This window comes from Clostridioides mangenotii TR, from assembly GCF_000498755.1.
In the GTDB taxonomy this organism is placed as follows: domain Bacteria; phylum Bacillota; class Clostridia; order Peptostreptococcales; family Peptostreptococcaceae; genus Metaclostridioides; species Metaclostridioides mangenotii_A.
In genome coordinates this window covers 88080-99863 of sequence record NZ_AXUS01000005.1, presented here as the reverse complement: position 1 = coordinate 99863, position 11784 = coordinate 88080, and the positions used below count along the sequence as shown (strand labels likewise).

Annotated in this window: 11 protein-coding genes and 1 pseudogene; all 12 read right to left on the bottom strand. The window is 31.7% G+C overall.

The window, feature by feature from the left end; translation table 11 throughout:
- Positions 1 to 18: 18 nt before the first annotated feature.
- The 12 genes and pseudogenes from mltG to steA all read right to left on the bottom strand — a co-directional run bounded on the left by mltG (position 19) and on the right by steA (position 11753).
- A complete protein-coding gene (mltG, locus tag T473_RS0104125) occupies positions 19 to 1140 on the bottom strand; it encodes an endolytic transglycosylase MltG (RefSeq protein WP_024620766.1) in 1122 nt (373 codons plus the stop codon).
- A 341-nt stretch (positions 1141 to 1481) separates the two neighbouring features.
- The gene (locus T473_RS0104120; RefSeq protein ID WP_024620765.1) at positions 1482 to 2810 is read right to left on the bottom strand and encodes a pyrimidine-nucleoside phosphorylase; all 1329 of its coding nucleotides are present in this window, start codon (positions 2808 to 2810) and stop codon (positions 1482 to 1484) included.
- A 22-nt stretch (positions 2811 to 2832) separates the two neighbouring features.
- Positions 2833 to 3644, bottom strand: a pseudogene (locus T473_RS16175) (purine-nucleoside phosphorylase).
- Between the two features lie 21 nt (positions 3645 to 3665).
- Positions 3666 to 4835: a phosphopentomutase gene (locus T473_RS0104110; RefSeq protein WP_024620764.1), complete on the bottom strand. Its 1170-nt coding sequence runs from the start codon at positions 4833 to 4835 to the stop codon at positions 3666 to 3668.
- 202 nt (positions 4836 to 5037) lie between these two features.
- Positions 5038 to 5913 carry a tyrosine-type recombinase/integrase gene (locus tag T473_RS0104105; RefSeq protein WP_024620763.1) on the bottom strand — a complete coding sequence of 292 codons (876 nt, stop codon included), beginning with the start codon at positions 5911 to 5913 and terminating at the stop codon, positions 5038 to 5040.
- Positions 5914 to 5925: 12 nt separating this feature from the next.
- Entirely contained in the window at positions 5926 to 6528 is a 603-nt protein-coding gene (locus T473_RS0104100; protein ID WP_024620762.1) for a hypothetical protein, read from the bottom strand.
- 54 nt (positions 6529 to 6582) lie between these two features.
- The gene (locus T473_RS0104095; protein WP_024620761.1) at positions 6583 to 7113 is read right to left on the bottom strand and encodes an NUDIX hydrolase; all 531 of its coding nucleotides are present in this window, start codon (positions 7111 to 7113) and stop codon (positions 6583 to 6585) included.
- Entirely contained in the window at positions 7088 to 8182 is a 1095-nt protein-coding gene (locus T473_RS0104090) for a DUF3866 family protein (RefSeq protein WP_024620760.1), read from the bottom strand. Before T473_RS0104090 ends, T473_RS0104095 begins: the two co-directional genes overlap by 26 nt.
- 3 nt (positions 8183 to 8185) lie before the next feature.
- The gene (locus tag T473_RS0104085) at positions 8186 to 9019 is read right to left on the bottom strand and encodes a glycosyl transferase (RefSeq protein ID WP_024620759.1); all 834 of its coding nucleotides are present in this window, start codon (positions 9017 to 9019) and stop codon (positions 8186 to 8188) included.
- Positions 9020 to 9024: 5 nt separating this feature from the next.
- A complete protein-coding gene (locus T473_RS0104080; protein WP_024620758.1) occupies positions 9025 to 9717 on the bottom strand; it encodes a glycosyltransferase family 2 protein in 693 nt (230 codons plus the stop codon).
- 22 nt (positions 9718 to 9739) lie between these two features.
- On the bottom strand, positions 9740 to 10615 hold the full coding sequence (locus T473_RS0104075) for a copper transporter (protein WP_024620757.1): 876 nt from the start codon (positions 10613 to 10615) through the stop codon (positions 9740 to 9742).
- Positions 10616 to 10631: 16 nt separating this feature from the next.
- The gene (gene steA / locus T473_RS0104070; RefSeq protein ID WP_024620756.1) at positions 10632 to 11753 is read right to left on the bottom strand and encodes a putative cytokinetic ring protein SteA; all 1122 of its coding nucleotides are present in this window, start codon (positions 11751 to 11753) and stop codon (positions 10632 to 10634) included.
- Positions 11754 to 11784 lie beyond the last annotated feature (31 nt).

Here is an 11784-nt window from a genome sequence, read left to right as displayed (position 1 = left end):
ACATAAAATACTAATATTTTATTGTTGTTTTTTATCTTGTTTTACTTCACCATTCTGGTCTTTATTAGAATTTTGATCTGGTGTATTCACTTTTTTATCTTTATTTAACTTATCTCTATCATCTTTATACTCTTTAACGTACTTTAAGTGTTCTTCATAAGTTTTACTATAGTTGTTTCCACCGTCAACTTTAGCAACAAAATACAGATAATCAGTTTTTGCAGGATTTATAGCCGCTTCAATAGATCCAATTCCAGGATTTGCAATCGGTGTAGGAGGCAATCCCTTATTTTTATAGCTATTGTACGGCGAATCTATCTTAAGATCTGCATAAGTAACTATCTTCTTTCTCTCGTTGAATATATATTGAATCGTAGCATCAGACTGCAAGGGCATACCTATTTTAATTCTATTATAAAATACACTTGAAATAATAGGTCTATCCTTGTCTAAAACAGCTTCTTTTTCAATTATAGATGCCATACTCATAATATCTTTTAAACTTAGTTTAGATTTTTCCCTCTCAGGTTTAATCTTTTGAGTGTATATATTATCAAATCTAGACAGCATACTCATTATTATTTCTTTTTCAGAAATCTTACCTTCTTCAAAATAATAAGTAGCAGGATATAAGAAACCTTCAAGAGTTTTTATACCATCTTCTTTTAAGAATTTAAAATCATTAGAGAACTGCTTTGAATCTTTAACTAGAGACTCAAAAACCTCTTTTTCTCCTAAGTTCTTGTCCACTAATGTAGCAATAATCTCTTTAGAAGTTGCCCCTTCAGGAACTACAATTTTTGTGCCTACATTATGAACTTTACCCAAAATTAGTGTATCTAAAATATCTTTATTAGAATAACCTTGATTAATCAAGTAAGTACCCGCTTTAACATTTGAATATTCATTATTTGTTCTCGCTACAATTTTAAACAAAAATTCATTTTTAATCAAATTTTTTTCGGATAAAACTTTAGCTATACTAGAAATCGAGGATCCACTCGGTATTTCTACTAAGACATCAGTTTTGTTTTTTTTATTGTACGGACCTATTTGATTTACTACAGCTACTGAAGCAACTACTGCAATTACTAGCACTGACAGTAAAACTATTTTCAACATTTTGCCTTTACGTATCATAGTATTTTCTACTCCTTATGCGTATTTACACTTTCTATATTATAAATCTTACTAAGATAATTTTCAAGTTAGCTAAAAACTGATTATTACTATAGATTGCCCTAGTAATTATTGAACAATACCAATTTTTGTTATAATATTTTAAAAATGTACTTTATAATCAACTTTTTTTTACGATCTTTTTATATTTTGTCCACTATATATAATACATTAATTCACAGTATTATTTAAGTTTATTACTTTAACTGCTAACCAAAAAAATTTGTTTAATTGCAAAATAAAACTGCCAAACGGATTTTATTAACGTTTGGCTTTTATTAACGTTTGGCAGTTTTATAATTTTAATCGACCTTTATAACTCCATCTTTGGATACAACACCATAGATAAGTTTATTCTTATCTACTTTTTTGCTAGCGATTGAATAAGAGTTTTTTAATCTATTTTTAGCTACTTCAAGTTTTTGATTATTGTTGTAGTGAATATATGCAAGTACATCTCCTTTACTTATTCTGTCGCCAACTTTTTTATTTAAAATAATTCCAATAGAAAGATCTAGTTCATCATCCTTTTTCTCTCTACCAGCCCCTAAAATCATCGCACTTACACCGACTTCCTCTGCTTCTATCTTTTCTATGTAACCGTCTTGATCTGATTTTAGCTCGTAAATGTAATCTGATTTTTTAAATAGAGAGTAATCGTCAACTACATCTTTATTTCCACCTTGATTTTCGATAAACTCTTTTAATTTTTCTATTGCTGCACCAGATTTGATGACTTCTCTTATTTTTACAACCCCTTTATCAAAGCTGTAGACAACTTTTGCTAACAGTAACATATATGCTCCCAGAGTTTCACAAAGCTTAACAAAATCTTTGGGACCATTACCCTTTAATGTCTCGATTGCTTCTATTACTTCTAGTGAATTACCAACTGCAAAGCCTAAGGGTTCACTCATATCTGTTACGACACCTATTGTATCTCTTCCCATTCCATTTCCGATTTCTACCATAGATTTTGCAAGTTCAAATGAATCATCTAATGTCTTCATAAAGGCACCTTCTCCGGTCTTTACATCCAGCACTATAGCATCTGCTCCTGAAGCTAATTTCTTACACATCACACTTGATGCAATTAGCGATATATTATCTACAGTAGCTGTGACATCTCTAAGTGAATAAAGTTTCTTGTCTGCTACTGCTACCTCTGCACTCTGCCCGCAAACTGCTATTTTATGCTTGTTTACACAATCGATAAATTCATCTTCACTCATATTTATAGAAAATCCCTCAATAGATTCTAACTTGTCTAAGGTCCCACCAGTGTGCCCAAGGCCTCTTCCAGACATTTTAGCTACTGGAACTCCACACGCAGCAACTAATGGAGCTAAGGCAATAGTAGTCTTGTCACCCACTCCACCTGTGCTGTGCTTGTCGACTTTTATTCCATTTATATTAGATAGATCTATCATATCTCCTGACTTCATCATAGCTTCTGTTAGATAGATTGTTTCTTTTTCAGTCATCTTATTGATATAAATTGCCATAAGAAGTGCAGACGCTTGATAGTCCGGTATTTCATCTTTAGAATACTTCTCTACAAAATAATATATCTCTTCTTTTGTAAGTTCACGGTTGTCTCTTTTTTTCTTAATTATATCGTAAATTCTCACTGCAAAATCTCCTTTACCTAAGCTATAATTTTTGTACTATAATCCTAACTAATTTCATAAAATCCGACTTTACCTTCTGAGTTGTTTCTATTACTTCTTCATGCACAAAGGTTTATCAAGTATCCCTGCTGCCATATTTGTTATACAAGAAATTCCTATTACATCTAATTTCGAATGTGACGCTACAATTACTTCCGGCACAGTTGACATTCCAACTGCATCGGCACCCAAAATTCCGGCCATCCTAACTTCAGCAGGAGTTTCGTAGTTTGGCCCGCTAAAGAACATATAAACTCCTTCTTTTATATTTATACCTAGTTTTTTTGCAGACTCCTTAGCTAAATCTATATGTTTACCTGTATATCCACTTGACATATCCGGAAATCTATCTCCCAATCTATCGTCATTTGGACCTACTAAAGGATTATTTCCACTAAAATTAATATGATCTTTGATAATCATCAAATCCCCAGGTACAAAATCCCTATTTACTCCACCTGCAGCATTTGTAACTATCAGAATCTCTACTCCAAGTTCCTTCATAACTCTAACTGGAAAAGTAACCTCTCTCTGAGAATAACCTTCATAATAGTGAAATCTCCCTTGCATCGCCACTACATATTTACCTTCTAATTTACCTGTAACAAGCCTTCCTTCATGCCCTACAACTGTTGAAACAGGAAAATTAGGTATATCTTTGTAATTTAAATACAAAGCGCCCTCGATGCTATCTACAAGAGAACCTAGACCAGATCCGAGGATTAATCCTATTTTAGGCTCAGCATTTAACTGATCTTTTATATAATTTGAACTCTCCACAATTTTATCGTACATAGTTATCAGCCTCCAAAATATTTAGAATAATTCTTTTTTAAAACTAACTCCATGTTTAGTCTTTTCTACTCCTAAAATATCTGCAATAGTAGCCCCAATATCGCAGAAACTATTTCTTATTCCTAAGTTTACTCCTTTTTTTATCTTGTAGCCATATATTAATAGCGGAATATACTCTCTGGTATGATCAGTTCCTTTGTAAGTAGGATCGTTCCCATGATCGGCATTAATTATCAATATATCATCTACATTCATAGCATCAATTACCTCAGGCAACCTAGCGTCAAATTCCTCTATGGCATTTTTATATCCTTTTGGGTCCCTTCTGTGACCGTATTTTGAATCAAAATCTACCAAGTTAGTGTATATAAGACCACTATTGTTCAATTTGATGTATTCTATTGTTTTATCGACCCCATCCATATTGTCCTTAGTATGAACAGCCTCAGTGATTCCTTGACCATTAAAAATATCTTCAATTTTTCCAACAGCTATTACATCATGGCCAGCACTTTTGATGTTGTCTAATACGGTATTGTCAAAAGGATCTACAGAATAGTCTCTTCTATTTGAAGTTCTTTCAAAGTTTCCCTTTTTTTCTCCTATATATGGTCTGGCTATTATCCTAGCAATGGCATTATCGCCACTCATTATCTTTCTTGCAATCTTACACATACTGTAAAGTTCTTCAAGTGGAATTATTTCTTCATGCGCAGCGATTTGAAAAACACTATCTGCAGATGTATATACAATTACATCGCCAGTCTTCATCTGGTGTTCACCGTATTCATCTAATATAACAGTGCCAGACTCAGGTTTATTTCCTACAACTTTTCTGCCAGTCTGTTTTTCAAATTCCTCAATTATATCTTTAGGAAATCCATTAGGAAAAGTCTTAAATGGTTTGTCTACAATGATTCCAGCCATTTCCCAATGTCCAGTTGTAGTGTCCTTTCCTTGAGAGACCTCTGCACACTTTCCAAAAACAGCTGATGGCTTATCTATTTTTTCTAAAAAGTCAACTTCATCAATATTACCAATACCCATATCAATCATATTGGGCATAATGATATCTCCTTGAGTTTTAACAATATTTCCAATAGTATTAGAACCTACATCTCCAAACTTATTTGCATCTGGAAGCTCACCAATACCGACACTATCAATTATTATCCATATAATCCTACTCATAAAATCAACTCCTTAAAATTTCTACATATATTATATGTAAAAAAAAATTATTAAGAACACATTTAAAAATATATTAACACATAAATGAAGAAAAATACTTAATTTAAAGACATATATAAATAAACTATACAAAAATATAGGCTAGCCAAAAATAAGGCTAGCCAAAAATGTTATAAACATAAATTAGCTAGCCGTTTATTTATTATTTTCGAGGATGCTTATCTTTAAGTTCCCTGCGAATATTTTGATCAACCTGATTTATATATATCTGAAGACTAGACAAATTTGAATTTCCGAGTATCTTGCTTACAACACCGATATTTGCACCTTTGTTCAAAAGATGTATAGCGAATGAATGTCTAAGCATCGTAGGATTGATATTCTTATCTATATTTGCTAGTTTAGAATACTTCTTGATTATCTTCCAAAGTCCTTGTCTTGTAAATCTATATCCCAAAGAGCTTACAAATAGAGCCTCTTCAGATTCATATGCCAACTTTGCTCTAGATTCATTGATGTATATCTGTAGATAGTGCTTCGTAGTGTCAAATAAAGGTATCGCCCTCTTGTTTTTACAAGCATTGCAATCAATATATTCTAGATCAAAATTTACATCATCTAAATTCATATCCACAAGTTCAGATACTCTTATACCTGTTCCATATAAAAGTTCAAAAATAGCTTTATCTCTTATAAGCTTTGGAGTATCCAGTTTAGGGAAATCTAATAATGATACTATTTCTTCCTCTGTTAGTATTTCCACACTGTCTTTTTTTATTTTCGGTTTTTTCATATTTTGTGCTGGATTGTCACTACATATATGATTAATAAATAAATATTCATGAAAAGATTTAATAGAAGATATCATTCTAGCGATTGTAGCAACAGATATATTCTCCTTTTCTAATTGAATTAAAAAGCTGATTATGTCATTTTCTACAATATCATGTAATTCTATATTATTTTTTATAATGTACTCTCTATATCTCTTTATATCCATAAAATATGATGAAACTGTATTCTCTGATAGCTTTTTTTTATTTTTTATATAATCTATGTATCCCTCTATAACGTCCATAATAAACTCCTTCTATCTAGCTAGGAACTTCATAATACCAATACTAACTGTATTTAATACTAATTGTAGGCCTGTAGAAACTATTATCACAATCAGTACATTAAATACATATCTCTTTACCAGTGAAAAAATATTCCTATTGCTTACTCTATTGTATCTATAAATAATTTCTCTAAAATAATTAATAGCAAGTAATAATAATAAAATCCCCCCTGGTATAATTATTAAATTCTTAATTATAACTAGTACAACTAAACTTGTACTCTTTACTTTTAATGCTAGTATACAGCTATTAATAGCGTATCCTATTGCCATCCCCTTTAATATAAAAACTAGTCCAGCTAATGGAACTGTAATCACAAATAATCCGCAGATAGCCATTATCCCCATAAATAGCAAGTCGGCTTTGAAGTTTGCAAAAACCGTTTGCACTACACTTATCCCAGAATTATAATAATTTACAGTTGGATTTATATTATCTATCATATTCCCTGATCCAGGGATTATTTTATTTAAATAAGTACCTATTGCAACTGAAATTATAAATAATATACCAACAATCATTATACTTCTATTCAGTGAATCAAAATCATCTTTTCTTGAAGTTCTTCTCAAAATTATCCCCCTTGTCCTTTATATATTTTTATGCTTTTGGACAGGGGGTTATTCTTAAATTAAATCTTTTGTCATTAATATTCCTATAGAAGTCTTTGCATCTTCTATCTCATTTTTAATAACCATTTCAAACGCTTCTTTTACGTCAACTTCCATTACATCTAAAAATTCATCGCTCTCAAGCATTGTTTCACCAGGCGTCAATCCTGTCGCTAGATATATAAATATTTTTTCATTGGAAAACCCTGCTGACGAATAAAATTTATGAATAAGTTTTATATTGTCTGCCGTATATCCAGTTTCTTCTTGAAGTTCCCTTATTGCACACTCTTTTGGATTTTCACCTATTTCTAGTTTACCTGCAGGTATTTCAACAAGAGCATCTTCAATTGGTTTTCTGAATTGTTTTACCAAAACGATTTTATTTTCATCTGTTATAGCCACTATTCCTACAGCACCACCGTGCTCGATTATCTCTCTCTTGCTGTATCCTTTTTCTGGAATTTCAACAGTATCAACTCTTAGACTAACTATTTTTCCTGTATATATCTTATCACTTTTAATAGTTTTCTCTTCTAATACCATTTTCTACCTCCGTTATATAATATGCAGCTGTACTTGCAGCTTCAAAGAATTCTCTATCTTCCTCATAACTTCTGCCCATACTTTTAACTCTTAGATTAAAATGCTCTAAATCCTCTTTTGTATTGTTATTTTCTATAAATACTAGATTATGTTTTTTATTTAATCCATTAGTTTTTATTTGTTCTTTAACCTTACATAGTTTATCTTGCTCATATTTAGTCAGAGGTATGTGTACCTTTTCATTTACGATCTCTTTAAATACTGTAATACTATGATGAGATATTCCATAGTGTCTATCTCTCTTATCTGCAAAACTAACTCTAGGCACCGCTACAGGAAATCCACCAAGTTTAGCTACTGCATCTAATATAGGTCCTTGTTCTATGCCTGTAAATCCATATTTTGTCCCTGTTCCTACTATTCCAGGACCCATGCATACAAACACTGCATCTGCATTTAAAATATCCTTAGCTGTAATTAAAGCTGTGTAAATATTTACACACTCGTAATCTCCACCAAAGGCATTTCCTATTGTAATTGTACTATCTATCAATCCCTTATTTTTTAGGTTATCTACATTTTTACTTAAATACATTGGGAGTGCAGCTCCATCAGTCATTATATACACCAATTTTTTATCTTGATTATGTTTTTTATATGATGCTACAAATGGTGTTAACATGCTGTGTAAAGTTCCCACAACCACAGGCATATTCTCTAAACTTTTAAAATTAGAAATTTTGCCGTGGTACTCACTTTCTTGTTCTTCAACTGCATCTACTTTGATTTGAAATGGTGTATATCTAAGTTTCATGATATGTCCACCTTCTGTAAGTTGAGATTCTAAGTTATTTAAATTTGAAATTACGAAGTGATATCCACCTGTACCCAAACTTAACTCTACTGCAGTTGTGTTTAAAAGAACCTCATCGCCTTCACTTATTTCTCCAGTCATCTTTGGATAGTTGTAAGCTCTATGTTCTTCTCCGTTTACAACTACAATCAAATCGTCTAAATCACCATTTTGGCTGATTATCGATTTTACTTTTCCTAATCTTTTACTTATCATAAGCTACCTTCCCAATCTATCTAAGAAATTTAGTACTTTTACCTTTTCAATAATCTTAGTAAGCGAATACTTTTCTGTCAAAATATGAATCAGTATTAAAAATACAAGCCAACCAACTCTAATCTCAAATGAATATCCAAACACTATCATAAGCCCTATAGACATACCTAGAACATTTGATCCTGTATCTCCCATCATCGCTTTTGCTTTTAAGTCGTGATTGAAATAGGCAAGTACATTCGGCACTATTAACAGCGGCAATACTTGTACAAACCCACCTACAGTTAAAAATACCGCGACCATTATAAGTAAATATACTTTTATGGCTCTCCCAGGTCTTAAATCCAATAAATTCATCAGATTTGTAGAAAGGGCAATTACCAGCGTATTTACGATTATGTTAACAATATCTTTTGTTATTGTAACAGATATCAAAAGGCCTACTATTCCGCCAAATAACGCTTTAAATCCACCAGTTGTAAGAGTTCCTTTAAACAAACTCTTAAAATGTCCTTTAAGTCCGCTTACATTTCGGTTTCCTATAATATCATCGAGAACTCCTGCAAAGAACATTGAAATGAGCGAAAAGTCGAACATAAATATATACAACAAGCTCTCGTAGTTAATTGTCAAGAACGCCAATATAATGCTATTTATAACTAGCATGGGCAAAAATACAATTCCCATGCTAACAGGTATCATTTCTTTATTGTAATTAGGCCTTATAATATCGCCTGATATCATCATGTTTCTAAATAAAGGTATACATATATAAGTCCCGAACAAACCTGTTAAAAGCAGCATTATATACAGCAAATAAGTATCTAATACTATCATCTATACTACCTCCACTCTTTTTTCTTCTCTTTTACTATTTTCTTTATATGGTAGTATTGTTTACCTCTATGGATAAAACCTTTTAAACTTCTTCCAGTTTCATTGTGAGTCATATTTACAAGTATCTCTTTTATCTTAAATCCATGTTTAAGTATATCTATAGTCATTCCGACTTCAACACCGTATCCATATGGCATTTCCTCGAATTTTTCAAGCACTTCTCTTTTAAAGACTCTTTGACCTGATATTGTAGATGTCAAATCTTCTCCAGTCATCTCAAGTACGGAGTTTCTAGCTAAACCTTTAACTAAACCAAAACCGCCTTTTTTCTTAGCGGATGGAAATCTAGCAATAGTTACGTCTACTTCATTGTTTTTAACTGGAAGTATTAGTTTATCTACTTCAGAAGAGCAAGTTCCTAAGTCTCCATCTAGAAATCCTATTATATCCGCGTTTTGTAAAGCAATTTTTAAACCGTAGTTTAGAGCATAGCCTTTTCCTTTATTTCTATCTAGTTTATGAAATTTTACCTTATCTAAAGAGTACTCACTGACAATTTTTGCAGTATCGTCGCTAGATCCGTCATCTACGACTATTATTTCAGATACGTCATCTATATCTTTTATTCCATCTATAGTATCTTTTATAAATTTTTCTTCATTGTAAACTGGTATTATTATACTAATATACGGGTTCATAACATTCTCTCCTTAAATCTACTTAATCCTGTGTAGGAATTAAACTTTCTGCAGTTTTTGAAGAACCAAAGTTACCTATTTTATTTCCTTGTTTTAAAAGCGTTACTAGCGATATATTTCCGCTACCTTCATTTATGTTATCTATAGTTGCAACCTTCTTTTTAGAATAGAATTCTACATAAGATGTCTTTACATCCGAATTCTGCACTTCTACTATATATTTGTTTTGACCTTTAAAAGAATCTATTAAATAAGTATCCAATTTCTCAAAATCTTTTTCAGCGTTTTTAGAATCATCTCCAGCAGATAGTATTACAGAATCATAAGATAAATAATTACTGCCTAAGTAGTTAAGCTTTATTACATCTAGTTCTTGTAAATACTCCAGCTTTGTGCTTGCATCTTCAGTATTTAATGCTTCTGTAATATATTTTACTGCCCCTTCTGTAGTACTCAAATCTACACCAACTTTTTGAGATACTTCTTTTAACTTAGCTGTTTGTTTAATAGAGTCTTTAAGTACAATATTAAATCCAACTTTCGCACCTGTCTTATCAAGGGTAGTAGTTATTCCTTCGCTTAAATCATAATTTTCATTTAATGTTATTATACCTACAGTTTTGCCAGTTAATGTAGAGTCTATTAATTTATCTACATTTTTATTGATAAAAGCAACTGCCCTATTATATTTTTCAGTAGATTTGTTTAAATCAACTTTTAAAGAATCATTCTTATCCTTTAATAATTCGAATTTTTCATCTAAATCATTTATCATATTTGCTTGTTGTTCACTCAATTGTTCATTATTGTTTAGATTAAACCCTACTAGTATGCCTATTCCTAAAGCTATAAATATAGCACCTATGGTAACAATATAGTATTTCATATTAATATGCATTGTAATCCTCCTCTATCTACATCTGTAAAAGCAGTTTAAACTTTAACTGCATCAGTTGAATAAAATGTTGAACTCCCGGTGATAAATATGCGAGTATCAATACAGGGAATAAAGCTGTTGCAAGAAGTGCAATTATGTATTTAAATTTGAGCTTACTTCTGTACAGTAAGTTTACACCTTTTGCATCTATTAGCTTTGACCCTATTTTTAGTCTAACTAAAAATGTACTGGCCATACCTTTTCTACCTTTTTCTAGGAAGTCAATCATATTGGAATGAGTCCCTACTGCTACTATAAGTTCTGCTTTGTATTCATATGCTATAAGCATAGCAATATCTTCACTTGTACCTGGTGCTGGAAATACAATTGCGTCTAGCCCCAAATCTTTAACTCTTTCAAGTCCAGGTGCCCTACCATCAGGATAAGCATGTACAACTATCTCTTTTGCTTGTTTAAGAGCGAAATCACTTACACTATCCATATCTCCGACTATTACATCAGGATTGTATCCGAATTCTATTAGAGCATCCGCTCCACCATCTACTCCAACTAATACAGGTTTTACCTCTTCTATATAGGATATCATCGTGCTTAAATCTTCTTTGTAGTCTTGACCTCTTACCACTATAAGTACATGTCTATTTGCATAATCTGTATTAACCTGTGGTATTTCTACTTCACCTAATATAAAACCTTTTTCTTTCTTAGCATAGTCAATTGTATTATCTATAAATCTATCTAGCTCAAATGATAAATTTTCGTAGGCTTTCTTAATTTTTTCTCCAACAAGTACTAAATTTAAAACTTCTCCTTCTCCTAATAATTCACCTTCTCTGTATATCTTACCATCTATAACTTCGATAATTTGATCTTCCTTTAGTTCATCGAATAATTCTTCACCTATGTTATCTATGATTAATATATTGTTTTCAGTTAGTATCCCAGGGCCTTTATTGGGATATCTACCGCTTATAGAAGGAGCCGCATTTACAACAAGCTTTATTTTAGCTTCTACTAGAGAATTTGCAGCGACTTCATCAATATCAATGTGATTGATTACTGCTATATCTCCACTGACTAGTCTCTTAGCAAGCTTTTTTGTCTTCCTATCCACTTTTATTGGAGCTTCGACTCTCATTTTTAAACCTCCGCCATCAATTTTAAAATCA

Coding starts and splice junctions, on each gene's coding strand:
- mltG (WP_024620766.1), bottom strand. CDS start 1,140: ATGATACGTAAAGGCAAAATGTTGAAAATAGTTTTACTGTCAGTGCTA.
- T473_RS0104110 (WP_024620764.1), bottom strand. CDS start 4,835: ATGAGTAGGATTATATGGATAATAATTGATAGTGTCGGTATTGGTGAG.
- T473_RS0104105 (WP_024620763.1), bottom strand. CDS start 5,913: ATGGACGTTATAGAGGGATACATAGATTATATAAAAAATAAAAAAAAG.
- T473_RS0104095 (WP_024620761.1), bottom strand. CDS start 7,113: ATGGTATTAGAAGAGAAAACTATTAAAAGTGATAAGATATATACAGGA.
- T473_RS0104090 (WP_024620760.1), bottom strand. CDS start 8,182: ATGATAAGTAAAAGATTAGGAAAAGTAAAATCGATAATCAGCCAAAAT.
- T473_RS0104085 (WP_024620759.1), bottom strand. CDS start 9,019: ATGATAGTATTAGATACTTATTTGCTGTATATAATGCTGCTTTTAACA.
- T473_RS0104080 (WP_024620758.1), bottom strand. CDS start 9,717: ATGAACCCGTATATTAGTATAATAATACCAGTTTACAATGAAGAAAAA.
- T473_RS0104075 (WP_024620757.1), bottom strand. CDS start 10,615: ATGCATATTAATATGAAATACTATATTGTTACCATAGGTGCTATATTT.
- steA (WP_024620756.1), bottom strand. CDS start 11,753: ATGAGAGTCGAAGCTCCAATAAAAGTGGATAGGAAGACAAAAAAGCTT.